This is a genomic window from Cupriavidus sp. FW305-3-2-15-C-LB2, assembly GCF_058787575.1.
The window spans coordinates 33,281-57,948 of sequence record NZ_JBYSZW010000034.1 but is presented as its reverse complement, the minus strand read 5'-3'; the positions used below and the strand labels follow the sequence as shown (position 1 = coordinate 57,948).

The 24,668-nt window shown below is 66.5% G+C and carries 23 protein-coding genes; 13 read left to right on the top strand and 10 right to left on the bottom strand.

The annotated features are described in order from the left end of the window. The first annotated feature begins 200 nt into the window (after positions 1 to 200). The 4 genes from AC3WRR_RS22840 to mtgA all read left to right on the top strand — a co-directional run bounded on the left by AC3WRR_RS22840 (position 201) and on the right by mtgA (position 5,041). Complete coding sequence (locus AC3WRR_RS22840; protein ID WP_010813192.1) at positions 201 to 2,303, top strand: ribonuclease catalytic domain-containing protein; 2,103 nt, start codon at positions 201 to 203, stop codon at positions 2,301 to 2,303. 130 nt (positions 2,304 to 2,433) lie between these two features. Next, positions 2,434 to 3,366 (top strand): energy transducer TonB family protein, encoded by a 933-nt coding sequence (locus tag AC3WRR_RS22835; RefSeq protein WP_010813193.1) that lies wholly within the window; start codon positions 2,434 to 2,436, stop codon positions 3,364 to 3,366. Then, positions 3,366 to 4,253, top strand: a complete 888-nt coding sequence (aroE, locus tag AC3WRR_RS22830) for a shikimate dehydrogenase (RefSeq protein WP_010813194.1) — start codon at positions 3,366 to 3,368, stop codon at positions 4,251 to 4,253. Before AC3WRR_RS22835 ends, aroE begins: the two co-directional genes overlap by 1 nt. A gap of 74 nt (positions 4,254 to 4,327) precedes the next feature. Further along, a complete protein-coding gene (gene mtgA / locus AC3WRR_RS22825) occupies positions 4,328 to 5,041 on the top strand; it encodes a monofunctional biosynthetic peptidoglycan transglycosylase (RefSeq protein WP_037023622.1) in 714 nt (237 codons plus the stop codon). 61 nt (positions 5,042 to 5,102) lie between these two features. On the opposite strand, the gene corA is transcribed toward mtgA, so the two are convergent. Next, on the bottom strand, positions 5,103 to 6,068 hold the full coding sequence (gene corA / locus AC3WRR_RS22820) for a magnesium/cobalt transporter CorA (RefSeq protein ID WP_010813196.1): 966 nt from the start codon (positions 6,066 to 6,068) through the stop codon (positions 5,103 to 5,105). Positions 6,069 to 6,642: 574 nt separating this feature from the next. Beyond that, positions 6,643 to 7,542: a DMT family transporter gene (locus AC3WRR_RS22815; protein ID WP_011616020.1), complete on the bottom strand. Its 900-nt coding sequence runs from the start codon at positions 7,540 to 7,542 to the stop codon at positions 6,643 to 6,645. A 186-nt stretch (positions 7,543 to 7,728) separates the two neighbouring features. On the opposite strand from AC3WRR_RS22815, the gene pyrF reads away from it, so the two are divergent. Beyond that, complete coding sequence (pyrF, locus tag AC3WRR_RS22810; protein ID WP_010813198.1) at positions 7,729 to 8,547, top strand: orotidine-5'-phosphate decarboxylase; 819 nt, start codon at positions 7,729 to 7,731, stop codon at positions 8,545 to 8,547. A gap of 77 nt (positions 8,548 to 8,624) precedes the next feature. Here the strand turns inward: pyrF and AC3WRR_RS22805 are convergent, their stop codons facing one another. The 3 genes from AC3WRR_RS22805 to thiL all read right to left on the bottom strand — a co-directional run bounded on the left by AC3WRR_RS22805 (position 8,625) and on the right by thiL (position 10,850). Next, complete coding sequence (locus tag AC3WRR_RS22805; protein ID WP_010813199.1) at positions 8,625 to 9,122, bottom strand: CinA family protein; 498 nt, start codon at positions 9,120 to 9,122, stop codon at positions 8,625 to 8,627. Positions 9,123 to 9,177: 55 nt separating this feature from the next. Further along, positions 9,178 to 9,744 (bottom strand): phosphatidylglycerophosphatase A family protein, encoded by a 567-nt coding sequence (locus tag AC3WRR_RS22800; protein WP_439668246.1) that lies wholly within the window; start codon positions 9,742 to 9,744, stop codon positions 9,178 to 9,180. A gap of 125 nt (positions 9,745 to 9,869) precedes the next feature. After that, entirely contained in the window at positions 9,870 to 10,850 is a 981-nt protein-coding gene (thiL, locus tag AC3WRR_RS22795) for a thiamine-phosphate kinase (protein ID WP_010813201.1), read from the bottom strand. A 399-nt stretch (positions 10,851 to 11,249) separates the two neighbouring features. Here thiL and AC3WRR_RS22790 point away from each other — a divergent pair, with 399 nt between their 5' ends. The 3 genes from AC3WRR_RS22790 (at position 11,250) to AC3WRR_RS22780 (ending at position 14,937) form a co-directional block, all read left to right on the top strand. Next, positions 11,250 to 13,574 carry an NADP-dependent malic enzyme gene (locus AC3WRR_RS22790; RefSeq protein WP_010813202.1) on the top strand — a complete coding sequence of 775 codons (2,325 nt, stop codon included), beginning with the start codon at positions 11,250 to 11,252 and terminating at the stop codon, positions 13,572 to 13,574. Positions 13,575 to 13,951: 377 nt separating this feature from the next. Continuing rightward, entirely contained in the window at positions 13,952 to 14,323 is a 372-nt protein-coding gene (locus AC3WRR_RS22785) for a guanyl-specific ribonuclease (protein ID WP_011616017.1), read from the top strand. Beyond that, positions 14,320 to 14,937, top strand: coding sequence for a barstar family protein (locus tag AC3WRR_RS22780; RefSeq protein WP_010813204.1), 618 nt, complete (start codon positions 14,320 to 14,322; stop codon positions 14,935 to 14,937). Before AC3WRR_RS22785 ends, AC3WRR_RS22780 begins: the two co-directional genes overlap by 4 nt. A gap of 83 nt (positions 14,938 to 15,020) precedes the next feature. On the opposite strand, the gene AC3WRR_RS22775 is transcribed toward AC3WRR_RS22780, so the two are convergent. From AC3WRR_RS22775 to AC3WRR_RS22765, 3 genes are read right to left on the bottom strand one after another with little or no spacing between them, the layout of a single operon-like run. Then, a complete protein-coding gene (locus AC3WRR_RS22775; protein ID WP_010813205.1) occupies positions 15,021 to 15,629 on the bottom strand; it encodes a YidB family protein in 609 nt (202 codons plus the stop codon). A gap of 59 nt (positions 15,630 to 15,688) precedes the next feature. Further along, positions 15,689 to 16,441: a 16S rRNA (uracil(1498)-N(3))-methyltransferase gene (locus tag AC3WRR_RS22770; RefSeq protein ID WP_058698820.1), complete on the bottom strand. Its 753-nt coding sequence runs from the start codon at positions 16,439 to 16,441 to the stop codon at positions 15,689 to 15,691. After that, positions 16,441 to 16,869 carry a VOC family protein gene (locus tag AC3WRR_RS22765; protein ID WP_010813207.1) on the bottom strand — a complete coding sequence of 143 codons (429 nt, stop codon included), beginning with the start codon at positions 16,867 to 16,869 and terminating at the stop codon, positions 16,441 to 16,443. The genes AC3WRR_RS22770 and AC3WRR_RS22765 overlap by 1 nt, the downstream gene beginning before the upstream one ends. 320 nt (positions 16,870 to 17,189) lie before the next feature. Between AC3WRR_RS22765 and tkt the strand changes: the two genes are divergently transcribed. Together tkt and gap are read left to right on the top strand one after the other, a co-directional pair. Next, positions 17,190 to 19,223, top strand: coding sequence for a transketolase (gene tkt / locus AC3WRR_RS22760; protein WP_011616013.1), 2,034 nt, complete (start codon positions 17,190 to 17,192; stop codon positions 19,221 to 19,223). Positions 19,224 to 19,307: 84 nt separating this feature from the next. After that, complete coding sequence (gene gap, locus AC3WRR_RS22755) at positions 19,308 to 20,306, top strand: type I glyceraldehyde-3-phosphate dehydrogenase (RefSeq protein WP_010813209.1); 999 nt, start codon at positions 19,308 to 19,310, stop codon at positions 20,304 to 20,306. A 66-nt stretch (positions 20,307 to 20,372) separates the two neighbouring features. Here the strand turns inward: gap and AC3WRR_RS22750 are convergent, their stop codons facing one another. Next, on the bottom strand, positions 20,373 to 20,984 hold the full coding sequence (locus AC3WRR_RS22750; RefSeq protein WP_492298206.1) for a flavin reductase family protein: 612 nt from the start codon (positions 20,982 to 20,984) through the stop codon (positions 20,373 to 20,375). Between the two features lie 296 nt (positions 20,985 to 21,280). On the opposite strand from AC3WRR_RS22750, the gene AC3WRR_RS22745 reads away from it, so the two are divergent. Then, the gene (locus tag AC3WRR_RS22745; protein WP_037023510.1) at positions 21,281 to 22,276 is read left to right on the top strand and encodes a LysR family transcriptional regulator; all 996 of its coding nucleotides are present in this window, start codon (positions 21,281 to 21,283) and stop codon (positions 22,274 to 22,276) included. Positions 22,277 to 22,369: 93 nt separating this feature from the next. Here the strand turns inward: AC3WRR_RS22745 and fur are convergent, their stop codons facing one another. Continuing rightward, positions 22,370 to 22,801: a ferric iron uptake transcriptional regulator gene (fur, locus tag AC3WRR_RS22740; RefSeq protein WP_010813212.1), complete on the bottom strand. Its 432-nt coding sequence runs from the start codon at positions 22,799 to 22,801 to the stop codon at positions 22,370 to 22,372. Positions 22,802 to 23,046: 245 nt separating this feature from the next. Between fur and AC3WRR_RS22735 the strand changes: the two genes are divergently transcribed. Beyond that, on the top strand, positions 23,047 to 23,670 hold the full coding sequence (locus tag AC3WRR_RS22735; RefSeq protein WP_011616010.1) for an outer membrane protein assembly factor BamE: 624 nt from the start codon (positions 23,047 to 23,049) through the stop codon (positions 23,668 to 23,670). A 111-nt stretch (positions 23,671 to 23,781) separates the two neighbouring features. Continuing rightward, positions 23,782 to 24,579 carry a 4-hydroxy-tetrahydrodipicolinate reductase gene (gene dapB, locus AC3WRR_RS22730; RefSeq protein ID WP_010813214.1) on the top strand — a complete coding sequence of 266 codons (798 nt, stop codon included), beginning with the start codon at positions 23,782 to 23,784 and terminating at the stop codon, positions 24,577 to 24,579. Positions 24,580 to 24,668: the final 89 nt, after the last annotated feature.

Below are 24,668 nucleotides of genomic sequence, written 5' to 3'. Positions count from 1 at the left end.
GCGGGGTGCGGTATCATTCCACGTCTCAGGCCGTATCGATACGGCGTGGCCCGCGGCCAGCGATTTGCACGCCGCGCGCCGCACTCGCTTCCGTTCGCACGCATTTGCGCCCGGTTGCACCATTTCTCCCACAGGACCCGCCCCGGCGCTGCCTCTTGGCGGCCAGACGCGGTTCCGCGCATTTCTGAAAGTACCGATCGATGCAGTTGCTGTTCGAAGAAGGCGGCGAAATCCGCGCCGGCACCGTGCTGAACCAGCAGGGCGAGGCTTACCAGGTGGAGCTGCCAGCCGGCAAGCGTACCAAGGTCAAGTCGCGCGACGTGCTGCTGCAGTTCGCGCAGCCGTCGGCAATCGAGCTGGTGCGCCAGACCGGCGACATGATGGCCGAGATCGACCTGGACTTCCTGTGGGAATGCGCGCCCGAGGCTGAATTCGGCTTCACCGAGCTGGCCGCCGAGTACTACGGCGCCGAGCCCGGCCCGGTGCAGCAGGCGGCGCTGGCGATGGCGCTGCACGGCAACCCGGTGTACTTCCGCCGCAAGGGGCGCGGCCGCTACCAGCGCGCGCCCGAAGACCAGCTCAAGGCGGCGCTGGCCGCGCTCGAGCGCAAGCGCCAGCAGGCGCTGGTGCAGGCCGAGTACGAAGAGCAGCTCAAGGCGCTGACGCTGCCTGAGACCTTCCGCAACAAGGTGCTGCAGCTGCTGTTCAAGCCGGACAAGAACAGCCTGGAATACAAGGCCATGGACGCCGCCTGCACCGCGCTGGGCATGACCCCGATGCGGCTGATGGTGGCCGCCGGCGGCGTCGCCAGTGCGCGCGCGCTGCATGAGGCCAAGTTCCTGGCCGAGTGCTTCCCCAAGGGCACGGGCTTTCCGGAAACCGACGTGCCCGAGCCGCCCGCCGACCTGCCGGTGGCCGACGTGGAGGCATTCTCGATCGACGACGTCACCACCACCGAGATCGACGATGCGCTGTCCGTGACCAGGCTGCCCGACGGCAAGCTGCGCATCGGCATCCATATCGCCGCGCCCGCGCTGGGCATCCGCCGCAGCGAACCGCTCGATGCGGTCGCGCGCCAGCGGCTGTCCACGGTCTATTTCCCGGGCGACAAGATCACCATGCTGCCCGACGCCGTGGTGGAGCGCTACACGCTGCAGGAAGGGCGCACGTGCCCGGCGCTGTCGCTGTATGTGACGGTGGACCCGACCGTGTGGCTGATCACCGGCAGCGAGACCCGCGCCGAGATGGTGCCGATCGCCGCCAACCTGCGCCACAACCTGCTCGACGATGTCATCACCGAGGCTGCGCTTGCCGCGGGCACCGGCGACTACCCGTTCCGCGACGCGCTGACGCAGCTGTGGCACTTTGCCGGCTACCTGTACGACGAGCGCCAGAAGGCGCGCCTGGCCAGCGGCCTGCGCCCCGAGACCCACAACCGCGCCGACTTCAATTTCTACCTGGACGACCAGGCCGACGGCAGCCAGCGCGTGCGCATCGAACAGCGCAAGCGCGGCTCGCCGCTGGACAAGATCGTTGCCGAGCTGATGATCCTGGCCAACAGCACCTGGGGCAAGCTGCTGGCCGACAACGGCGTGCCGGGCATCTACCGCACGCAGAAGGCGTGGGGCATGCACCGCACCCGCATGCAGACCTACCCGGCACCGCACGAGGGCCTGGGCGTGGCGCAGTACGCTTGGAGCACCTCGCCGCTGCGCCGCTATGTCGACCTGGTCAACCAGTGGCAGATCCTGGCGGTGGCCCAGCACGGCGTGACCGCCAAGCTGGTGGCGCCGTTCAAGCCCAAGGACGCCGACCTGCTGGCCGCGGTGGCGGACTTCGAAGGCACTTACGCCGCCTACGCCGACCACCAGTCGACCATGGAGCGCTACTGGTGCCTGCGCTGGCTCAAGCAGGAAAAGCGCGAGCGCATGGTGGCCTCGGTGCTCAAGGAAGGCGCGGTGCGCTTTACCGAGATCCCGCTGGTCACGCGCGTGCCCGAACTGGTGCAGGCGCAGCGCGGCACGCAGGTGCTGCTGGAGATCGGCGAGACCGACGAGATCACGCTGGAAGTGTCGTGCCGGGTGCTGGAGATCTTCGCCGGTGAAGGCGAAGTGCCCGAGGAAGAGCTGGAAAGCGACGAGGAAGCCGCGGAGCTGTCCGCCGAAGCCGCTGCCGACGCGGCCGCCGAGGAAGCGGCCGAGCAGGCCGCCGGGGTCTCGGACGAAGCCCCGGCCGAAGCGGGCGACGACGATGCCGGCGCGGCGTCGGGCGAGCGCGACACCGGCACCCCGGCGGTCGGCTGAAGCCTTCGGAAATCGGCGGCGCTCACTTACAATGCCTGTCTGATCCGGGGTCCGCGGCCCCGGTCTTGCCAGGCCGCCGGCCCGGACCGGTTCGGGCCGCCGCCCACCCTTCAGCCACCCTCCATCCATCGTGAACGCCACACTCGCCGCTCCCCGCCACTGGTGGCATGCCAGGTGGCACAACAGCAGTACGCTGGCCAAGGCGCTGGCCATTTCCGTGGCCGTGCACGTGCTGCTGCTGATGGTGCGGGTGGCCGCGCCCGAGGTGTTCGAGATCAAGCGCAGCGATGCCGCGCTGGACGTGGTGCTGGTCAATGCCAAGTCGGCGCAGAAGCCGCGCAACCCGACCGCGCTGGCGCAAGCCAACCTGGACGGCGGCGGCGACCATGACCTGCAGCGCGCCACCACGCCGCTGCCCGCGCAGACCCAGACGCAGGAAGGCGACCTGGTGCGCCAGGTGCAGCGCCGCGTCGAGCAGCTGGAACAGGAGCAGCAACGCCTGCTGACCCAGTCGCGCGAGGCCGCGCCGTCGGTGCGCAACCAGCCGCTCAAGCCCGGCGAGAAGCGCCAGGACACCCCGCAGCGCGGCCAGGACGAGCGCACCTCGACCGACGAGATGGCCAGGCTGGAGGCCGAGATCGGCCGCAACCTGGACCACTATGCCAAGCGACCCAAGCGCTTCCAGCTGACCGCCACCAGTGCCCAGGCGGTCGACTACGCGCAGTACTACGACCGCCTGCGCCACAAGATCGAGGCGCGCGGCACCACTGACTTCCCGCAACGCAACGGCAAGCCGCTGTACGGCCAGCTGATCCTGGTGATCAACGTCAACCGGCTCGGCAAGCTCGGCTACAACCGCGACGGCTACAACGTCGATGCCATCGACGTGGTCAAGAGCTCGGGCGATCCCGCGCTGGACCGCCAGGCCGTGGCGATCGTGCGCGCGGCCGCGCCGTTCGGCCCCTTTACCGCCGAGATGGCGTCGCGCCAGGACATCCTCGAAGTCATTTCCACTTTCAAGTTTTCGCGCAGCGGGCTGGAAACCCGCTTGCAGGCACGCTGATGACATCCACTGATTCTTCCCAAGCCACTTCCGACCGCTATGTGGTGATCGGCAACCCGGTTGCGCACAGCCGTTCGCCGGCGATCCACGCCGCCTTTGCGCGCCAGACCGGCGAAGCCGTGCAGTACGACCGCCTGGAGGCGCCGCTGGACGGGTTTGCCGATGCCGTGCGCCAGTTCTTTGCCGAGGGCGGCTACGGCTGCAACGTGACGGTGCCGTTCAAGCTGGAGGCCTATGACCTGGCCGACCGCCTGACCGAGCGCGCCGAGGCCGCCGGCGCGGTCAACACGCTGTGGATCGAAGAGGGCCTGATCCACGGCGACAACACCGACGGCATCGGCCTGGTGCGCGATATCCAGGACAACCTCGACACGCTGATCGAAGGCAAGCGCGTGCTGCTGCTGGGCGCCGGCGGCGCCGCCATGGGCGCGATGCTGCCGCTGATCGAATGCCGGCCGTCGCGCATCGTGGTGGCCAACCGCACCGCGTCGCGCGCGAGCGACATGCTGGAAGAGTTTGTCGAAGCCGCCGACCAGTACGGCGTGGAGCTGTGGGGCGGCGGGCTCGATGCGCTCGACGGGCTGTCCGAGGACGAAGCCGTCGACGTGGTCATCAACGCGTCGTCCAGCAGCCTGCATGGCGAAGTGCCGCCGGTACCCGAGTTCCTGCTGGGCGAAGGCGTGCTGGCCTACGACATGATGTACGGCGCCGAGCCCACGGTGTTCCTGCAGTTCGCCGCGCGCTGTGGCGCGCGCACCAGCGACGGCCTGGGCATGCTGGTCGAACAGGCGGCTGAAGCGTTCTACATCTGGCGCGGCGTGCGCCCCCGCACCGCCCCTGTGCTGGCCGAGCTGCGCGCCGCGCTGCAGGCCGAACGCAAGGGCTGACCGGGGCGCCGCCAGCCGTGGCCAACCGCAACCGCGCAGCCAGCGCCAGCCGCGGCGTAGCCCCCGCACGCACGGTGTTCAACCCGGTCCGCTGGCTCGGCTACCTGCTGGGCTGCGTGGCGGCGGGCGTGGTGGCGATGCAGCTGTACTTCTTCATGCAGATCGCAAGCTGGCAATACATAAATCCTACGACGACCACGTTCATGCGCGCCGAGCGCTGGCGCCTGTGCGGCATCAACGTCTGGAACTGCGGCATCGACCGGCAATGGGTGCCGTACGACCGCATCTCGCGCAACCTCAAGCGCGCGGTGATCGCCAGCGAGGACGCCGACTTCGTCAACCATCCGGGCTATGAGCTGGATGCCATGCTCGATGCCTGGGAGCGCAACAAGAAGCGCGGGCGCATCGTGCGCGGCGGTTCCACCATCACGCAGCAGCTGGCCAAGAACCTGTTCCTGTCGTCCGAGCAGCACTACCTGCGCAAGGGCCAGGAGCTGGCCATCACGTGGATGCTCGAGTTCTGGCTGGACAAGCAGCGCATCTACGAGATCTACCTGAATTCGGTGGAGTGGGGCGAGGGCGTGTTCGGCGCGCAGGCCGCGGCGCAGCACTACTTCCGCACCAGCGCCGACAAGCTCAGCGTGGGCCAGTCCGCGCGCCTGGCCGCGGCGCTGCCGGCGCCCAAGTGCTTCGACAAGAAGGAATACTGCGCCAACGTGCGCGTGAATTTCCGCGCCAAGGCGGGGATCATCGCGCGGCGGATGGGGGCAGCCACGCTGCCCGACTGAGGGCTTGCTCCCCTCTCCCACTTGTGGGAGAGGGGAGCAAGGCAGCGGCAGATTCAGCGCCTCAGCTCAGCCACCCCTTCCTGCGGAAATACACCAGCGGAATCGCCGCCGACACCGCCATCAGCGCAATCGCCCACGGATAGCCCGCGCCCCAGTCCAGCTCCGGCATGAACTTGAAGTTCATGCCGTAGATGCTGGCGATCAGCGTGGGCGGCATCAGCGCCACCGACACCACCGAGAACAGTTTGATGATCTTGTTCTGGTTGATGTTGATGAAACCGACGGTCGCGTCCATCAGGAAGTTGATCTTGTCGAACAGGAACGCGGTGTGGTTCTCGATCGAGTCGATGTCGCGCAGGATCTGGCGGGCCTCGTCCTGCTGCTCGGCCGACAGCAGCTGGCTGCGCATCAGGAAGGACACCGCACGGCGCGTGTCCATCACGTTGCGGCGGATGCGCCCGTTCAAGTCTTCCTCGCGGGCGATGGTTTCCAGCACGTCGGCCGCGGCGGCATCGGTCACGTTCTCGGCCAGCACGCGGCGGCTCGCTTCTTCGAGCCGCTCGTAGATTTCCTCGATCGAGTCGGCGGAATACTCGGCGTCGGTCGCGTACAGGTCCATCAGCACGTCCTTGGCATTGCGCACCGAGCCCGGGCGCATGCGTGCGCGCAGCCGCACCAGCCGGAACACCGGCAGGTCTTCGTCGTGGATGGAGAACAGCACGTCGCGCGTCAGCACGAAAGCCACGCGCACGTTGCGCGACAAGGCCTCTTCCTCGTCCAGCAGGAAGTCGGTGCGGATATGGATATTCTCGTCCTCGCCCTCGAAATATCGCGCGGACGCTTCCAGGTCGCCCAGGTCTTCCAGTTCGGGAAGGGCGACGCCATAGGCTTCCTTGATCCAGTTCAGTTCCTCGTCGTCGGGATTGACGACATCGATCCAGATCGGCTTGTGCTGCAGCAGCTCATTGCGCTCGTCGACCTGCTCCTGGGCAAGCCGGCCTTTCTGCAGGACGAACAGGTTGATCATCCCCGGGATTCCTTATTGCTGATTGCGACGAAAAACAAAGACAAGCGCGAAGACAAGCGCAGGCGGCTCGCCGCATTCCCAGGTAGTCCGTCATGCCCTGCATGGCCTGGCGAGACGCCGGAAGGCGCCCTGCCAGGGCCGGGCCACGGGCAAGCGTGATCGCGCTGTACCGCGGCTGCCGTTCGGCACGGCGGTACAAGGCGATGGCGTTTGCCTGGGTTGGCTGGCTAGCCGGGAGAGGGAAGATCCGCACGCGATGCGGCGCGCATGGATGGCGCCGCCGGTGGCACGGAAAGACACTCGCCCGCAGTGTTCTGCTGCGGGCGAGGCCGACGAGGCGCGGAGCCGGGTGCTCCGGGCGGGTCGTCGTTACGCAGCCCGCAGTGACATGGCATTCGCAGAGGTCGCAGCGCTGCTGCGGCAACTCGAACACCCGATGCTACTGCCCACGTAATTTCTCCGGGATTGTGATGGCCGCGAGTGTAGCCCAACGTAGGGTGGCTTGTTAAGTGAAATCTCCGCGCACGCGGCCCGCTGTTGCCCGCTCACGACCGGCGGCGCGCCCACCCGGCGATCAGCCCGGCGCGCCCTGCAACCGGCGCCAAAGCAGCGGCGCCAGCATCACCGAGGACAGCGCCAGGAACATCAGCACGATCGCGGCGTAGTCCTGCCAGTGCGGCTGCTCGCCCAGCATCCACATGCCCGAGAACACGCCGACCACCGGAATGAACATGATCGACAGGCTCGACACCACCGGCGGCAGGCTGCGCGCCAGCCCGAACCAGACCAGGTGGCAGAAGGCGAAGACCACCACCGCGTTGTAGGCGATGGCGCCCCATTCGACGGCGGTGGGCATGCGCCAGCCGTCTTCCAGCAGCAGCGAGCCGACCGCCAGGAAGGGCAGGGTCACGGCCAGCATCCAGAACGTCATGGCGCCGATGGGCACGTCGGTCGGGGTGCGTTTTATCAATTGGGTGCCGAAGCCCCAGCCGGCCGCGGCCAGCAGCATCAGCAGCGTGCCGGCCGGGCTGCCGGTCAGCGCGGCGAGCTCGCCGGAAAGCAGCAGCACCGTGCCGGCCAGCGCGCAGCCGATGCCCAGCCAGGCCCAGGCGCCGATGCGCTCGCGGAAGAACACCAGGCCCCAGACCACTGCCCAGATCGGCATGGTGTAGCCCAGGATGGCGGCCCGGCCCGAGGACAGCATCTTGACCGCGCAGATCGCAAACAGGTGCCAGACCACCATGTTGGGAATGGCCAGGCGGACCACCGTGCCCCATTCGCGCCGCGGCAGGGCCAGGGAATCGCCGCGCAGCCGCAACGCCAGCCCCAGCGCCACCAGCCCGCCCGCCATGCACAGCAGGCGGAAGCCCAGTGCCGGAAAGTGCGCTACGCCTACCTTCATGATGGGCCAGTTGATGCCCCAGGCAAGCGTGAGCACGACAAGCAGGAAGATACCGCGGCGATCGAGAGACATGACGGGACGCGGCTGTGCGTCATGCCGCGCTTTGTTTTGAGAGGAAGCGCAAAACCATAGCACGTAGCGGGTAAAATTGCCGGAAGCGACATATGCTGCAGGGATGAAAGGTTTTCACGCCGCTGTGGCCAACCGCGCCGGCCGGGCCAATGGGGCGCCGGCGCCACCAGGATATTCCGAGTACCCATGACTTTCACCGAGCAGCTTGCTGCCGCCTGGCAGCGCAACGATTCCCTCCTGTGCGTCGGGCTCGATCCTGACCCGCAGAAGCTGCCGCTGTCCCTGACCGGGGCGGGCGGCGCCATCTTTTCGTTCTGCCGCGAGATCGTTGACGCCACCGCCGACCTGGTCTGCGCCTTCAAGCCGCAGATTGCGTACTTCCACTCGCAGCGCGCCGAAGACCAGCTCGAGCAGCTGATCCACTATATCCACGATGCCCACCCCGGTATCCCGGTGATCCTGGACGCCAAGCGCGGCGACATCGGCTCGACCGCCGAGCACTACGCGCTGGAGGCCTTCGAGCGCTACCATGCCGACGCGGTCACGGTCAGCCCGTACATGGGCTTCGATTCGATGCAGCCGTACCTGGCCTATCCGGACCGCGGCGTGATCGTGTTGTGCCGCACCTCCAACCCGGGCGGCTCGGACGTGCAGTTCCTGCAGGTTGACGGCAAGCCGCTGTACCAGCTGGTGGCCGAGGCCGCGCGCGAGCGCTGGAACACCACCGGCCAGATGGGCCTGGTGGTCGGCGCAACCTTTCCCAACGAGATCGCGCGGGTGCGCCAGATCGTCGGCGACATGCCGCTGCTGATCCCGGGCATCGGCGCCCAGGGTGGCGACATCGAGGCCACGGTCAAGGCGGGGCGCACCGCGGACGGCACCGGCATGATGATCAACTCGTCGCGCGCCATCCTCTACGCCAGCCGCGAGAAGGATTTTGCGGCGGCGGCGCGCAATGTCGCGCTGCAGACGCGGGAGACCATCAATCGCTATCGCCACGGCTGAAACCGGTCGTAGACAATAAAAAACCGCGCCAGAAACGGCGCGGTTTTTTATTGGGCGGAGGTTGCCGGGCGCCGGCCTCAGGCCTCGTTCCGGATCAGCTCCAGCAGTCCCCGCATGGCATGCTCGGCCGCCTGCCGGCGGATCTGGCCGCGGTCGCCGCGAAAGCGCTGGGTCTCGGTATGGGTGGTGATGCGGTTGCTCCAGCCGAAGCAGACCATGCCCACCGGCTTTTCCGGGGTGCCGCCGTTGGGCCCGGCCACGCCGGTGATCGACAGCGCCACCTGGGCGCGGCTGTTCAGCAGCGCGCCTTCGGCCATGGCGCGCGCCACTTCCTCGCTGACCGCGCCGTGGTCGCGGATCAGCTTGGCCGGCACGCCCAGCATGGTGGACTTGGCCTCATTGGAATAGGTGACGAAGCCGCGCTCGAACCAGCCGGACGAGCCGGATACATCGGTAATGGCGGCAGCCACCAGCCCGCCGGTGCAGGATTCGGCAGTGGCCAGCATCAGGGATTTGTCGGCAAGGGCGACGCCGGCCTGGATGGCGAGCTGGTCGAGCAGGCGGCTGACAGACATGGTGGATACAGGTAGTTTTGAGGGGAATCAGCTTGCAATGGCTGGCGATACGGGCTCAGAACGAGCGCCACAGCGCAAACACCAGCAGCGTGTAGAAGGCCGCGAAGATGTCGTCGAACATCACGCCAAAGCCGCCGCGCAGGCCCGGGCCCTTGAGCGTGCGGTCATAGTGGCCGATCGGCGCCGGCTTGGTGATATCGAACAGCCGGAACCACAGGAAGGCGGCGAACTGCCCCCAGAAGCCGGTCGGCATGACAAAGGCCAGTACCAGCCAGAAGGCGACGATCTCGTCCCAGACCATGCTGCCATGGTCGTGCACGCCCATGTCGCGCGCGGTGCGCGCGCACGCCCACAGGCCGACCAGGAAGCCGCCGGCGATGATCCACAGCCAGGTGGTGGGCTCGATCCACAGCGAAATCACTACGAAGGACAGCCACGCGTAGAGCGTGCCGACCGTGCCCGGCGCAACGGGCGACAGGCCCGAGCCGAAGCCGAAGGCGATCAGGTGGGCCGGATGGTCCAGCATGAAGCGCGCGCTCGGGCGCGTGACCTTGACGGTCTGGCCGGCTTCCAGGGTCAGGGCGGGGTCGCGCGGCGCGGCCCCGGGAGGCAAGGTGGACATCAAAATTGGCTCGTGTGTGCAGATACTGCTTATGGTTATGGCCGGCTTGCGCTGCCATGCTTGCGGGACTCCCGTGCCCGCGCAGCGCGCCGATGCCGGCATCATGACATGCCCGCGACCCGGTGTCAGGGGGCAGCGAAGTGGTCGAAGCTGGCGCCTTGGTACCGGGTCGGGTTGCCGGTACTGTCGACCAGCCGCAGGCCGGGCTCGGGCGTGATCGCGCCGACACGTGCGAGCGGCAGCGCCAGGCGTTCGCTAATCGCCGCAATGGCGTCGCGGCTGCCGGCGGGCGCGGTGAAGCACAATTCGTAGTCGTCGCCACCGGCCAGCACGCATTCGCGCTGGATGGCATCGGGCTGGCTGGCCAGCACTGCCGAGCGCGGCAGCGCATCGACGTCGACCAGCGCGCCGACCTGCGAGCGTTCCAGGATATGGCCGAGGTCGCCGACCAGGCCGTCGGAAATGTCGAGTGCGGCATGCGCCACGCCGCGCAGAGCCATGCCCAGCGCCACGCGCGGTGTGGGCGTGTCCATGCGCGGGCGCACCTGGCTGAACTCGGGCTCAGGCAGCAGCCATTCGCCGCGGCAGTCGCCCAGCGCCAGGCGGGCGTCGCCAAGCGTGCCGGAAATCCAGATATCGTCGCCGGGCCGGGCGGCGTCGCGGCGCAGCGCGGCACGCAGCGGCACGTCGCCGAATACCGTCAGCGAAAGCGTCAGCGGGCCGCGCGTGGTGTCGCCGCCGACCAGTTCGCAGCCGTGGGCGTCGGCCAGCGCCAGCATGCCGTCGGCCAGTTCGGCCAGCCAGGCGGGGTCGGCCTCGGGCAGGGCCAGTGCCAGGGTGAAGGCGCGCGGCTCGGCGCCCATGGCGGCCAGGTCGGACAGGTTCACGGCCAGGGCCTTGTGGCCGAGTGAGCGCGGCGCCACGTCCGGGAAGAAATGCCGGCCGCTCACCAGCATGTCGGTGCTGATGGCCAGGTGGTGGCCGGGGCGGCCCTCGATCAGCGCACAGTCATCGCCCACGCCGAGCGCGGCCTTGCGCACCGGCCGCGTGAAAAAGCGGCGGATCAGGTCGAACTCGGAAAGCGGGGCTGGCTGGGCGTGGGACATCGTCGTCAGGAAGATTCGCCCGCCGGGTGGGACGGATCGGGGGCTGCGCGTTGCGCGAAGATGAATGGCGATCCGGGGCAATCCCGCGGCGCGTGCGCAGCGCGTCAGGATGGGGCGCGTCCGGCATTTCAGCAAGATACTGCCGCGCACGACAGCCATGACCATCGCGCGGTACGCCGCTTCTGCCGGCAGGCGCTACGCTTGCTGGTATTGCCCGGGGGGATGGGGCATATTGTACCGAATCGCAAAGGTGCCCCAAGTAAAAGGCTTATTGTGAAATAGTATTTCACTATATAAAATGCTGGGTTCCAAAGGAAGAGAAGGGCGGACACGTGGAGCCGGTCCGCCGATCGTCCCCCGCCTCGTCAATGACGGCTCCACCGATTGGAAGATGCGCCGATGACCAGCCCTCAGCAGTCCCCGTCCCAAGACGATCTGAAACAGCAGCAGCGTGAGGCGCTGCGCAAAGCGGCGCTCGAGTACCACGAGTTTCCCACCCCCGGCAAGATCTCGGTCACGCCGACCAAGCCGCTGTCGAACCAGCGCGACCTGGCCCTGGCCTATTCGCCGGGCGTGGCCGCCGCTTGTGAAGAGATCGTTTCCGATCCGGCCAATTCCTTCCGCTACACCGCCCGCGGCAACCTGGTCGCGGTGATCACCAACGGCACCGCCGTGCTGGGCCTGGGCGACATTGGCGCCGCGGCTTCCAAGCCGGTGATGGAAGGCAAGGCTGGCCTGTTCAAGAAGTTTGCCGGTATCGACGTGTTCGATATCGAAGTCGATGAGAAGGACCCGGAAAAGCTGGTCCAGATCATCGCCGCGCTGGAGCCCACCTTCGGCGGCATCAACCTCGAAGACATCAAGGCACCGGAGTGCTTCTACGTCGAGCGCAAGCTGCGCGAGAAGATGAAGATCCCCGTCTTCCACGATGACCAGCACGGCACCGCCATCGTGGTGTCCGCGGCCATCATCAACGGCCTGAAGGTGGTCGGCAAGGACATCAAGAAGGTCAAGCTGGTGGCCTCGGGCGCCGGCGCGGCCGCGCTGGCCTGCCTGGACCTGCTGGTCGACATCGGCCTGCCGATCGAGAACATCTGGGTGACGGACCTGGCCGGCGTGGTCTATGAGGGTCGTACCGAGCTGATGGACCCGGAAAAGGCGCGCTTCTCGCAAAAGACCGACAAGCGCAAGCTGGCCGAAGTGATCGACGGTGCCGACATCTTCCTGGGCCTGTCCGCCGCGGGCGTGCTCAAGCAGGACATGGTCCAGCGCATGGCCGACAAGCCGCTGGTGCTGGCACTGGCCAACCCCAACCCGGAAATCGCGCCGGAGCTGGTCAAGGAAGTGCGCCCTGACGCCGTGATGGCCACCGGACGCACCGACTACCCGAACCAGGTCAACAACGTCCTGTGCTTCCCGTTCATCTTCCGCGGGGCGCTGGATTGCGGCGCCACCACCATCACGCGCGAGATGGAAATCGCCGCGGCCAATGCCCTGGCCGAACTGGCGCGCCAGGAGCAGAGCGACATCGTCGCCACTGCCTATGGCATCCAGGACCTGTCGTTCGGCCCCGAGTACCTGATTCCGAAGCCGTTCGACCCGCGCCTGATCGTCAAGGTGGCGCCGGCCGTGGCCGAGGCCGCGATGAAGTCTGGCGTGGCCGCCCGTCCGATCGAGGACATGGACGCCTACCGCCTGCAGCTGCAGCAGTTCGTGTACCACTCGGGCACGCTGATGAAGCCGATCTACGCCGCCGCGCGCAAGGTCGAGATGGATAAGAAGCGCATCGTCTTCGCCGAAGGCGAGCAAGAGCGCGTGCTGCGCGCGGTGCAGGTGATCGTCGACGAAAAGCTGGCCAACCCGATCCTGATCGGCCGCCCGGCCGTGCTGCAGCACCGCATCGAGCGCTTCGGCCTGCGCCTGCGCGCCGGCGTGGACTTCACCGTGGTCAACCCCGAGCACGATGAGCGTTTCCGCGACTATTCCGACGCCTATTACCGCATGATGGCGCGCGAGGGCATCACGCCCGAGTACGCCAAGCTGGAAATGCGCCGCCGCACCACGCTGATCGGCGCGATGCTGGTGAGCAAGGGCGAGGCCGACGGCATGATCTGCGGCACCGTCAGCAACACCGCGGCGCACCTGCGCTATATCGACCAGGTGCTGGGCGGCACCAACAAGGTCTACGCGGCGATGAATGGCCTGGTGCTGCCGGGCCGCCAGATCTTCCTGGTGGATACGCACGTCAACGTCGACCCGAGCGCCGAAGAGCTGGCCCAGATCACGCTGATGGCCGCCGAGGAACTGAAGCGCTTCGGCATCGAGCCCAAGGTCGCGCTGCTGTCGCACTCGAACTTCGGTTCGTCCGAAGCGCCTTCGGCCCGCAAGATGCGCGAAACCCTCGCCATCCTGCGCGATCGCGCCCCGGACCTGGAGATCGACGGCGAAATGCACGGCGACAGCGCGCTCGACCAGAAGCTGCGCGACCAGCTGGTGCCGGATGGCGCGCTCAAGGGCGAAGCCAACCTGCTGGTGTGCCCGAACATCGACGCGGCCAATATCTCGTACAACCTGCTCAAGGTTGCCGCGGGCAACAACGTCGCGATCGGGCCGATCCTGCTGGGCGTGAAGGCGCCGGTGCACATCCTGACGCCGTCGGCCACGGTGCGCCGCATCGTCAACATGACCTCGCTGGTCGTGGTGGATGCCTCTGCCAAGCGCTAAACCGCTTGGTATGGCCGGTAGCCGGCCAATGTGACGAAAAGCCGGGTTCGCCCGGCTTTTTTTGCGTCCATATGTGCATGGTTAGTATGCGCACACATACGCTTAACATATTGAAACAATTGAAGAATTACCGCTGCCGCCGGGCCGGGATTGATTAATTGCGTGCATGCGCGTAACCTTACGCCTTTGATACAGGCGCTCGCCATGAGCGCCCCGGTGCGGCCGGCATCCATCGCGCTCCTCTACGGGTGGCGCAGGGCGCTGGCCAGGGTGGCCCGGACAGATCGTCTACCCAACCAGCGGCAGGCTCGATTTCCGGTTCAACCAAGACAAGCAACGTGGGTTTCCAAGTTTCTCTGATGCGGCACGCATCGCGCATGCTGGCCCGGTCCATGACCGGCGCGGCGCTGGTGCTGGCCCTGGCGCAGCCGACGCTGGCGCGGCAGGTGCAGACCGAAGGGATGGGAACCATTGCAGTGCAGCAGTTGCCCAACGATGCACGGCAGACCCTGGAGCGCATCGAAGCCGGCGGCCCGTTCCTGTATGACAAGGACGGATCGAGATTCGGCAACTACGAACGCATCCTGCCTCAACGTGAACGCGGGTATTACCGCGAATACACGGTCAAGAGCGCCAGGAGCCGGAACCGGGGAGCCAAGCGGATCGTCTGCGGCGGAGAACAACGCGCTGCCAACGATTGTTACTACACGGAAGATCACTACAACAGCTTCAAACGGATACTCAAATGATGACTGACATTTTCGGATTGGGCGACGCCCTTGCCGCCCGCGAAGAGCGCGGCGCCGGAGATGGCTGGCAGCGGGCTCAGCAGCAGGCCCAGAACCTATACGACAACGTGCTGATGATGCCGAGCCAGGAGCTCATGCAAAAACTCCCGCCCGCGACCGCGCCCGTGGCCATGCCCGCCGGTCCCGGTTGGAACGACGGCACCAGCGAGGGGGCCATGAACCTGTTCAAGACGGTGCGTCCGAACATCGTCCAGTCGATCCGCGCCTTCCGCGTGCCTGAGCTGGCCCAGGCGGCCGCCGATCTCGGGCAGCATTTCCTCTATGCCAATTGCGCCCATTGCGCGAGCAAGGCTGAGGTCCTGGAAACCATCGCCACGTCGTTCACCTTCCCGAAGCACTTCGGCAAGAACTTCGACGCGCTGGCTGACTGCCTGACCGACATGATCTACAAGGCAGGCCCGCAGCCGGGCTTTGTGATCGTGCTGGAAGGCTTGCCGATCGCGCAGAAGTTCGACAAGGAAGGGCGCGAGGTGCTGCTCGACGTATTCCGCGACGCTGCCGAGTTCTGGGGCGAGCGCAAGGTGCAGTTCCGGGTGTTTTATTCGTTCGCCTGAGAGCACTGCCTGAGCCCTTGCAAGGCGAATCAAGCAAAAAGCCCGCAATTGCGGGCTTTTTGCTTTCCGGCGAGGTGCTGGTCCTATTCCTGCGCCGGCAGATGCCCATGCGGCGTGAGGCGGTCGATCAGTTCCGGCAGCCCTTCGCTCAGTTGTGCGGCCACGTCGTCCTGCGACATGCCGGTGGTCTGTGCCAGCGATTCGAGCGCGCCGGTGTCGCCCAGCGCGCTGCTCAGCGCCGACGGCGTGACCGGCTGGTTGGCGCCGCTGCCGATCCACGAGTTCACCTGTTCGCCCAGCCCGGCCTGCGCCAGGATCTGCTGCAGCGCGCCGATGCCGCCGGCGGCCGCGCCCAGTGCCTGGCTGTTGGCCGGCGCGCCACCCTGGCCGCCAAGCAGGCCGCCGAGCAGCGAGCCAAGGTCCAGGCCGCCGGTGGCGCCGCCGGGCGCAGCGCCGGCACCGCCGCCGCCGAGCATGCCGCCCAGCAGCCCGCCGAGGCTGCCCAGTCCGCCCAGGCCGTCATCGACAGGCGCCGCATCGCCTGCTTGTCCGCGGCTACGCATGGCCAGCGTTGCCAGCAGGCCAAGCGCCATCATCAGCTTGGGGTCGAGCCCTCCGGTACTGCCTGCCTCGCCACGCGCGCCGCCGAGTTGTCCGAGCACACCGCCCAGCACGCTATCGAGTAGTCCCATGGTCGACTCCTTTCAGTCAGGGTTGCAAGGTTGACGCGATGACCGGATGGCCGCCGCCGTCAGAATCCGCCAAGCAAGGCGTTAAGGGTTGCCAGGCATGCCAGCCCGGCGGTTTCAGTGCGCAGGATGCGGGGGCCGAGCGACACGCCGGTGAAACCCGCCTGTCTTGCCGCCTGCTCTTCGTCGGGCGCCAGGCCGCCTTCGGGGCCGATCAGCAGCGTAACGCCGCCGGCCAGCAAGCTTTCGCGCTGTTCGGCGATGAACGCTGGCAGCGAATGCGTGGCGCGCGGCGATACCAGCAGCCTGGCACCGCCAGCCGCGGACTGCGCCAGCCATGTCTCAAAGTTAGCGACCGGCGCAACCTCCGGCAAGCGATTGCGGCCGCATTGCTCGCAGGCGGCCTGCACCAGCGCCTGCCAGTGCGCGTGGCGCTTGTGCGCGCGCTCGCCCGACAGGCGCACCACCGAGCGGCTGGCCTGCAGCGGCTGGATTGCCGTGACGCCCAGTTCGACCGCCTTTTCGATCAGCCAGTCCATCTTGTCGCCGCCGGCCAGGCCCTGGGCCAGCGTGACACGGAAGGGCGGCTCGGCTTCGGCCGCGTCATGCGCGCCGATGCGCGCCAGCGCGTGGCGCTTGCCCAGCTCGACCAGCGTGGCCGCGTGGCTGCCGCCGCGGCCGTCGAACAGCGTCATGGCGTCGCCCGGCACCAGGCGCAGCACCTGCACGTGGCGCACCACCGGCTCAGGCAGCGGAAAATCGGATTCGGCGGCCAGGACGGTGTCCGTGCCGCCGACGAAGAAGCGTGGTGCCATCAGCTTGCCTGGCCTGCTGCCTGTTCCAGCGGCTTGCCGAAGCCCCAGCGGTAGCCGTCGGGATCTTCAACCATGCAGTAGCGGTCGCCCCAGAACTGGTCGGCCGGCGCCATCAGGCTGACCGCGCCGGCGTCGACCGCGCGCTGGTGCATGGCGTCGACATCGTCGCAATAGACATAGAAGGTCTGCGGGCACTCGACGCCCAGCGAGCGCGGCGTGCGCGCGGTGCTGCCCCAGGCGCCCTCGGGCGCGAACATCACCACCAGTTGGCCCTGGTAGTGCATCTCGGCGTGGGTCGGCACGCCGTTTTCGTCGACCACGTTGCCGGCGGTGAAGCCGAAGGCGCGGCTGTAGAAGTCCAGTGCGGCGCGCCCGTTGGCGACGGTCAGGTAGGGGGTGAGCCAGGGGGTGTTGGCCGGTCTGGTCATGATCGTCTCCTGAGTGCGGGAAACCCGGCGCGGCTGGCGTGCCGCGCGGTGCGAGAGTGCATCTTACGCGTGCCGCGCTACGCTGTCGAAGTGCGGCGCAGCGGTGAAGCTGGCGCTGTCGGGGTGAAGCATCAGGCATGTGAGGGGCCGGATAGTTCCGGTGCCGTGGGCGGGGCCGTGCCAGGCGGCCTGCGGTGATCGCGCGGACTGCGCCGCGGGGGCTGTCCGGGAGTCCGGAAAACCCCCTAGCTTCTGCTAAAATTGCGGTTTTCCTGCCGTCACCGTCAGGCTCACGCCCGCTCACGTCCAAGACCGCCCGCATGTCCGCCCTTGCCCATCCCGCCACAAGCCCTTTTGCTTCCCAGCCCGCCAAGCTGATGGCCGACGCCATCCGCGTGCTTGCCATGGACGCCGTCCAGCAGGCCAATTCCGGCCACCCCGGTGCACCGATGGGCATGGCAGACATCGCCGTGGCGCTGTGGGGCCGGCACCTGAAGCACAACCCGGGCAACCCCCAGTGGGCCGACCGCGACCGCTTCGTGCTGTCCAACGGCCACGGCTCGATGCTGATCTATTCGCTCTTGCACCTGACCGGCTATGAACTGCCGGTGGAAGAGCTGAAGAATTTCCGCCAGCTGCACAGCAAGACCGCCGGCCACCCGGAATACGGCATCACCCCGGGCGTGGAAACCACCACCGGCCCGCTCGGCCAGGGCATCACCAACGCAGTCGGCATGGCGCTGGCCGAACGCCTGCTGGGTGAAGAATTCAACCGCCCCGGCTACGACATCGTCAACCACCACACCTATGTGTTCCTGGGCGACGGCTGCCTGATGGAAGGCATCAGCCACGAGGCCTGCTCGCTGGCCGGCACGCTGAAGCTGAACAAGCTGATTGCGCTGTGGGACGACAACGGCATCTCGATCGACGGCGACGTGGTGCACTGGTTCAATGACGATACCCCGAAGCGGTTCGAGGCCTACGGCTGGAACGTGATCCGCGGCATCGACGGCCATGACGTGACCGCCGTCGACATGGCGATCTCGCAGGCCAAGGCCAGCGACAAGCCGACCCTGATCTGCTGCCGCACCAAGATCGGCAAGGGCGCCCCGAACAAGGAAGGCGGCCACGACGTGCACGGCGCCCCGCTGGGCGGCGCCGAAGTGCTGGCCACGCGCGAGGCGCTGGGCTGGGCCCACGCCCCGTTCGAAGTGCCGGCCGAGGTTTACGACGCCTGGGACGCCAAGGCCAACGGCCAGGCGCTGGAGCGTGCCTGGAACGCTCTGTTCGATGCCTACGCAGAGCGCCACCCGTATGAGGCCGGAGAGTTCCGCCGCCGCATGAAGGGCGAACTGCCGGGTTCGTTCGACGCCGCAGTTGAGGCCTTTATCGCCAAGTGCGAGGAAAAGGCCGAGACCATCGCCACCCGCAAGGCCAGCCAGAACACCATCGAGGCCTTCGGCCCGGTGCTGCCCGAGTTCCTCGGCGGTTCGGCCGACCTGACCGGCTCGAACCTGACCAACTGGTCGGGCAGCCAGGCCGTGCGCGTGGATGCCTGGGGCAACCATATCAACTACGGCGTGCGCGAGTTCGGCATGAGCGCCGTCATGAACGGCATCACGCTGCACGGCGGCTACATCCCCTACGGCGCCACCTTCCTGACCTTCTCGGACTACAGCCGCAATGCGCTGCGCATGGCGGCGCTGATGAAGATCCGCTCGCTGTTCGTGTTCACCCATGACTCGATCGGCCTGGGCGAAGACGGCCCGACCCACCAGTCGATCGAGCACGTTGCCAGCCTGCGCCTGATCCCGAACATGGATGTCTGGCGCACCGCCGACACCACCGAGACCGCCGTGGCCTGGGCCGAGGCGATCCGCCGCGAGAACGGCCCGAGCTGCCTGATCTTCAGCCGCCAGAACCTGCCGTTCCAGCGCCGCGACGACGTCACGCGCGCCAATATCGCGCGCGGCGGCTACGTGCTGCGCGACAGCGTGAACCCGAAGACCAACCGTCCGGACGCCGTGATTCTGGCTACCGGCTCGGAAGTCGGCCTGGCCGTCGGCGCCGCCGATGCACTGGCCGCCGAAGGCGTGCACGTGCGCGTGGTGTCGATTCCCGCGACCACCGTGTTCGACAAGCAGGACACCGCCTACAAGGCCAGCGTGCTGCCGGCCGGCGTGCCGCGCGTGGCGGTCGAGGCGGGCGTGACGGACTTCTGGTGGAAGTACCAGGTCCAGGCGGTGGTGGGCATTGACACCTTCGGTGAGTCGGCCCCGGCCGGCGTGCTGTTCAAGCACTTCGGCTTTACCGTCGACAACGTTGTCCGAACGGTAAAGGACACCCTTATCTAAGCATCCGGGCGCTGGAGCCGCGTGGTGCGCCGCGCGGCCCGTGCGGCGCCCACCGGTTTCAATCGATCCTCAGGAGAGACAGTCATGACCATCAAGATCGGCATCAACGGCTTCGGCCGCATCGGACGCATGGTGTTCCGCGCCGCAGTCGCCAACTTCAAGGACATCGAAGTCGTTGGCATCAACGACCTGCTGGAGCCCGACTACCTGGCATACATGCTGAAGTACGACTCGGTGCATGGCCGCTTCGACGGCGAAGTGTCGGTCGACGGCAACACCCTGGTCGTCAACGGCAAGAAGATTCGCCTGACCGCGGTCAAGGATCCGGCCGAACTGAAGTGGGGCGAGATCGGCGCCGATGTGGTGGTCGAATCGACCGGCATCTTCCTGACCAAGGAAGGCGCGCAGAAGCACCTCGACGCGGGCGCCAAGAAGGTGATCATGTCGGCCCCGTCCAAGGACGACACCCCGATGTTCGTGTACGGCGTGAACCACGAGTCGTACAAGGGCGAGGCGATCATCTCCAACGCCAGCTGCACCACCAACTGCCTGGCACCGGTGGCCAAGGTGCTGAACGACAAGTGGGGCATCAAGCGCGGCCTGATGACCACCGTGCACGCTGCCACCGCCACCCAGAAGACCGTTGACGGCCCGTCCAACAAGGACTGGCGCGGCGGCCGCGGCATCCTGGAAAACATCATCCCGTCGTCGACCGGCGCCGCCAAGGCCGTGGGCGTGGTGATTCCGCAGCTGAACAAGAAGCTGACCGGCATGTCGTTCCGCGTGCCGACCTCGGACGTGTCCGTGGTCGACCTGACCGTCGAGCTGGAAAAGTCGGCGACGTACGAAGAAATCTGCGCCGAGATGAAGGCCCAGAGCCAGGGCGCGCTCAAGGGTGTGCTGGGCTACACCGAAGACAAGGTCGTCGCCACCGACTTCCGCGGCGATGCCCGCACCTCGATCTTCGACGCCGAAGCCGGCATCGCGCTGGACGGCACCTTTATCAAGGTCGTGAGCTGGTACGACAACGAGTGGGGCTACTCGAACAAGGTGCTGGAAATGGTCCGCGTCGCGGCCAAGTAATCCGGCAGCTTCCGCAGTAAAGGAAAACGCGCCTTCGGGCGCGTTTTTCATTTTCCGGCGCTGTGATCAGCCAGCTGGGCGGGGCGCCAGTGGGCGCGCGTCGATTGCGTCGCCGTCCACCAGGAAATGGCCGCCAGCCACATGGTGGATGGTGCGCAGCGCATCATGGCCGTCGAAATGCCAGCGCCCGTTGCTGAACACGCGCGAGTCCGCATGAGCGGCCACGACTTCGCCAAGGAACAGGTCGTAGGTCTGCTGCGTGGCCGGCTCTGGCAGCAGCCGGCATTCCAGCCAGGCCGCGCAGCCCTCCAGCAGCGGCGCGCCCACCGCCGTGCCGGCAAAGGTGCCAAGGTCGTAGGCGTCGAACTTGTCGGTGCCTTCCTGCTCCATCAGCGCCAGGCCCGAGCTGGAGCCCAGTGCCTCGGTCAGGTCGACCTGGCTGACGGTGGGAACCTGCAACACGAACTCGCCGCTGTCTTCCAGCAGGCGCCGGGTCCAGGTGCTCTTGTCCAGCACCACTGCCACCTTGGGCGGGGCGAAGTCGAGCGGCATGGCCCAGGCGGCGGCCATGATATTGCGCTTGCCGCCGGCGGCGGCGCTGACCAGCACAGTGGGGCCGTGGTTCAGCAAGCGGTAGGCTTTCGGGAGTGATACGGGCAGGCGGAAATGTTCAGGCATGATGGCCGGGATCGAGCCGTCAGAAAAGAATGATAAAAATGGGAACGGCGGACCCACTATACCCGGATGTACGAGTGCATGTTGCGGCGCGGGAAATGTTCACATATGCGGTCAATTGTGGAAAAAGAGCGCAATTTTTCAGAAATATGGCGTAGACGGCCATTTCAGAAATGCCGAATTTGCTTTCCGAGCTTGTTTTTTCCTCTTACACTATTAAGACGCCGTTGAAATCTGATGTGCAGCCAGTGCAAGTGGTGGGGCCATCTAGCTAAGAATAATCTGACCGAGGCCTGATCATGGTGAACGTAGACACGAAGCTTTTAGTGATCTTCACCGAACTACTGAGCAAGCGAAACGCCACTTATGTAGCGGAAAAGATGCATATGACCGCACCGGCCGTATCACACTCGCTGGGCAGGCTGCGTGAAATCTTTGACGATCCGCTTTTCATCCGCGTCCCGCATGGCCTGACGCCAACGCCGCGTGCGCTGGAACTGGGCCCGAAGATCCGCGACATGCTGGACTTGTGGTCGTCGATCAACGAGGGCGATGCCGACAATTTTGATCCGGCCATTGCCACCGGCACGCTGAGCATCGGCTTCGCTGCTGAACTGGGCGACACGGTATTCAACCGTTTTGTGCTGCGTATCAAGCAGCTGGCGCCGGACCTGCATATCAAGCTGGTCGAGTCCCATTCGTGGGAAACGGACGTCGCCTCGATGCGTGCCAATGAACTTGACCTGGCCTTTTCGCCGTTCCCGACACGCCACCCGGAAATCGTCGAGGAAATGGTGACGTCGCTGAACCTGTGGGTTTGCGCGCGCAAGAGCCATCCGGTGCTCAAGAACCACTGCTCGCTGGAGCAATACCTGGATTGCGGCCATATCTTCATGGCGCATTCCGGCGGCTCCGGCCGCCCGGCGCCGTCGCTGATTCCGCTCGACTACGCGCTGCAGCAGCGCGGGCTCAAGCGCAATGCGACGCTGACGGTACATTCATGGCGTGCCCAGGCCGAACTGGCCTCGCAGACCGACATGATTTTCACCGTCAATGCGCTGACCAAGGACATGGCCTGCGAGACCTATGGCCTGAAGGCCTTCCCGCTGCCGTCGGAACTGAACACCACGCTCGGCCTGAACATGTTCTGGCACCGCAGCCGCAACACCCATCCGATGCTGGTGTGGGCGCGCAACCTGTTCCGCCAGGTGGTGGGCGAGTTTGTCGGACTGCCGCCGGCACGCCCGGCACGGGTGGTCACCGAACAGGACCTGCAAGACCTGCAGGCACCCTGAGCAGCATCCTGCGGCGAGCAGCCCAAACAAAAAACCGGCGCCAGGCGCCGGTTTTTTGTTGCCCGTCTGCGCTCCGCGGTGGAGCGTGCAGGCTTATCGTTTGGGTCTGTGGGGACAGTCTGTTTTGGTGCAATTGCCGTACAGCGACAGTGCATGTTCCTGCAGCGTAAAGCCGCGCTCGCGCGCGATGCTTTGCTGGCGGTGCTCGATTTCAGAGTCGAAGAACTCCTCGACGCGGCCGCAGTCGAGGCACACCAGGTGGTCATGGTGCTTGCCTTCGTTGAGTTCGAAAATCGCCTTGCCGGATTCAAAGTTGTTGCGCGAGAGCAGGCCCGCCTGCTCGAACTGGGTCAGCACGCGGTAGACGGTGGCCAGGCCGATGTCCATATGCTCGTTCAGCAGGATACGGTAGACGTCTTCCGCGCTCAGGTGCCGCTGCTCACTGGTCTGAAAAATTTCAAGAATCTTCAGCCTGGGCACGGTCGCCTTCAGGCCGATGTTCTTGAGGTCCGCCGGACTCGGCATGTGGGTGACTCCCTAGAGTACAATGACTGGATAGTTGAATCATAAGGGTTTTGGCAGCAAAAGTCGCTCGCGGTAGTGATGTCCCAGGTCGACGTCACGCGCCCGGCACGGTTGCCGTCCCATGTGGTTGTCGCGGCAGGCGCAACAGGCGTGTGTGGTGCAATCGGCGCATATTGCGCCGTTTTTGTGCCCGCTTTGCGGTACCGTGCCGCGGTACTTTTCTTTCCCTCCCGGAAGCGAGATACATGCGTTCTATCCGTTCGTCCGCCATGCGCCCGACGCTGGTTGTCCCCCTGCTGGCCGCGGCCCTGCTGGCCGGCGCCTGCTCAGCCTACGATTCCACCTCGCGCAAGGTAGCCAACGCCATCACGCCGTACCGGATCAACATCGTGCAGGGCAATTTCGTCTCGCGCGAGGCCGTATCGCAACTGCGCGAAGGCATGACGCGCGACCAGGTCAAGTTCCTGCTCGGCACGCCGCTGCTGAATGACGTGTTCCACGCCAACCGCTGGGACTATGTGTTCTCGTTCCGCCGCGGCAATACCCCGGTGGTGCAGCAGCGCCGCTTCACGGTGTTTTTCGAAGGCGACCGGCTGGTCAAGTTCAGTGGCGATGAACTGCCGTCCGAGTATGAGCTGATTGCCGAGATCGACGGCATGAAAAAGGCGCTGAAGGACCAGACGCCGGGCAAGATCTCCACCGGCGCGACAGCCGCCGCGGCCGCCCCGGCCGAAGCGCAGACCACGGTGGAGAACTTTGTGCCGCGGCAGGCGCAGCAGCCGGAGGCGGCACCCGCCCCTGCGGCATCGCCGGCCGCTCCCACCGAGGCAGCGGCGCCGGCCCAGGCCCCCAAACCGGCCGCCAACTGATCGGCCGCACGGCGCGCCGGCAGCGGCGCGCCACCAGTTTTCCGGGCCGGTCAGGCATGGCCGGCTCGATCACTTTCCGCGCATTGCGCATATTCCGCTGAGCCAGACACCATGAACATCGCCATTGCAGGCGCATCGGGCCGCATGGGCCGCATGCTGATCGAACAAGTGCTGAACACCGAGGGCGTGAGCCTCGCGGGCGCGCTCGACGTGCCGGGCTCGCCGGCGCTGGGACAGGATGCGGGCCTGCTGCTGGGCCGGCAGACCGGTGTGGCGATCAGTTCCGATGTGGAAGCGGTGCTGGCCGGCGCGGACTGCCTGATCGATTTCACCCGTCCCGAAGGCACGCTGGCCCACGTGGCCGCGGCGAAGAAGCTGGGCGTGAAGATGGTGATCGGCACCACTGGCTTCGACGAGGCCGGCAAGGCCGCGCTGGCCGAGGCCGCCAGGTCGATCGGGATCGTCTTCGCCGCCAACTTCAGCGTCGGTGTCAACGCCACCTTCAAGCTGCTGGAAGTGGCCGCCAGGCTGCTGTCGACTGGCTATGATATCGAAGTGATCGAGGCGCATCACCGCTTTAAGGTCGATGCCCCGTCGGGCACCGCGCTGAAGATGGGTGAAGTGATTGCCGATGCGCTTGGCCGCGACCTCAAGACCTGTGCCGTCTATGCCCGCGAAGGCCACACCGGCGAGCGCGATCCCAACTCGATCGGTTTTGCCACCGTGCGCGGCGGCGATATCGTCGGCGACCACACCGTGATGTTCGCCGGCATCGGCGAGCGCATCGAGATCAGCCACAAGTCTTCCAGCCGCCAGTCGTATGCCGACGGTGCCGTGCGCGCCGCCCGTTTCCTCGCCGACAAGCCCAACGGCCTGTTCGACATGCAGGACGTGCTGGGCCTGAAGTAAGGCGCCGCGGGGCGCGCAGGGCCGAAACTGGCCTGCCGCCACGGTTATAATCGTCTTCTTTCGCATTGCACGCCCGGCGGGGGCCCCCC

What these genes read in the sequence shown, in the direction of transcription:
- AC3WRR_RS22780 (WP_010813204.1), top strand. Translation starts at nt 14,320, where the DNA reads ATGATGACTGACATTTTCGGATTGGGCGACGCCCTTGCCGCCCGCGAA.
- gap (WP_010813209.1), top strand. Translation starts at nt 19,308, where the DNA reads ATGACCATCAAGATCGGCATCAACGGCTTCGGCCGCATCGGACGCATG.
- fur (WP_010813212.1), bottom strand. Translation starts at nt 22,801, where the DNA reads ATGCCGAGTCCGGCGGACCTCAAGAACATCGGCCTGAAGGCGACCGTG.
- thiL (WP_010813201.1), bottom strand. Translation starts at nt 10,850, where the DNA reads ATGTCCCACGCCCAGCCAGCCCCGCTTTCCGAGTTCGACCTGATCCGC.
- AC3WRR_RS22750 (WP_492298206.1), bottom strand. Translation starts at nt 20,984, where the DNA reads ATGCCTGAACATTTCCGCCTGCCCGTATCACTCCCGAAAGCCTACCGC.
- AC3WRR_RS22745 (WP_037023510.1), top strand. Translation starts at nt 21,281, where the DNA reads ATGGTGAACGTAGACACGAAGCTTTTAGTGATCTTCACCGAACTACTG.
- AC3WRR_RS22770 (WP_058698820.1), bottom strand. Translation starts at nt 16,441, where the DNA reads ATGGCACCACGCTTCTTCGTCGGCGGCACGGACACCGTCCTGGCCGCC.
- AC3WRR_RS22800 (WP_439668246.1), bottom strand. Translation starts at nt 9,744, where the DNA reads ATGTCCACCTTGCCTCCCGGGGCCGCGCCGCGCGACCCCGCCCTGACC.
- aroE (WP_010813194.1), top strand. Translation starts at nt 3,366, where the DNA reads ATGACATCCACTGATTCTTCCCAAGCCACTTCCGACCGCTATGTGGTG.
- AC3WRR_RS22735 (WP_011616010.1), top strand. Translation starts at nt 23,047, where the DNA reads ATGCGTTCTATCCGTTCGTCCGCCATGCGCCCGACGCTGGTTGTCCCC.
- AC3WRR_RS22815 (WP_011616020.1), bottom strand. Translation starts at nt 7,542, where the DNA reads ATGTCTCTCGATCGCCGCGGTATCTTCCTGCTTGTCGTGCTCACGCTT.
- AC3WRR_RS22775 (WP_010813205.1), bottom strand. Translation starts at nt 15,629, where the DNA reads ATGGGACTACTCGATAGCGTGCTGGGCGGTGTGCTCGGACAACTCGGC.
- corA (WP_010813196.1), bottom strand. Translation starts at nt 6,068, where the DNA reads ATGATCAACCTGTTCGTCCTGCAGAAAGGCCGGCTTGCCCAGGAGCAG.
- AC3WRR_RS22805 (WP_010813199.1), bottom strand. Translation starts at nt 9,122, where the DNA reads ATGTCTGTCAGCCGCCTGCTCGACCAGCTCGCCATCCAGGCCGGCGTC.
- AC3WRR_RS22785 (WP_011616017.1), top strand. Translation starts at nt 13,952, where the DNA reads ATGCTGGCCCGGTCCATGACCGGCGCGGCGCTGGTGCTGGCCCTGGCG.
- pyrF (WP_010813198.1), top strand. Translation starts at nt 7,729, where the DNA reads ATGACTTTCACCGAGCAGCTTGCTGCCGCCTGGCAGCGCAACGATTCC.
- AC3WRR_RS22790 (WP_010813202.1), top strand. Translation starts at nt 11,250, where the DNA reads ATGACCAGCCCTCAGCAGTCCCCGTCCCAAGACGATCTGAAACAGCAG.
- tkt (WP_011616013.1), top strand. Translation starts at nt 17,190, where the DNA reads ATGTCCGCCCTTGCCCATCCCGCCACAAGCCCTTTTGCTTCCCAGCCC.
- dapB (WP_010813214.1), top strand. Translation starts at nt 23,782, where the DNA reads ATGAACATCGCCATTGCAGGCGCATCGGGCCGCATGGGCCGCATGCTG.
- AC3WRR_RS22765 (WP_010813207.1), bottom strand. Translation starts at nt 16,869, where the DNA reads ATGACCAGACCGGCCAACACCCCCTGGCTCACCCCCTACCTGACCGTC.
- AC3WRR_RS22840 (WP_010813192.1), top strand. Translation starts at nt 201, where the DNA reads ATGCAGTTGCTGTTCGAAGAAGGCGGCGAAATCCGCGCCGGCACCGTG.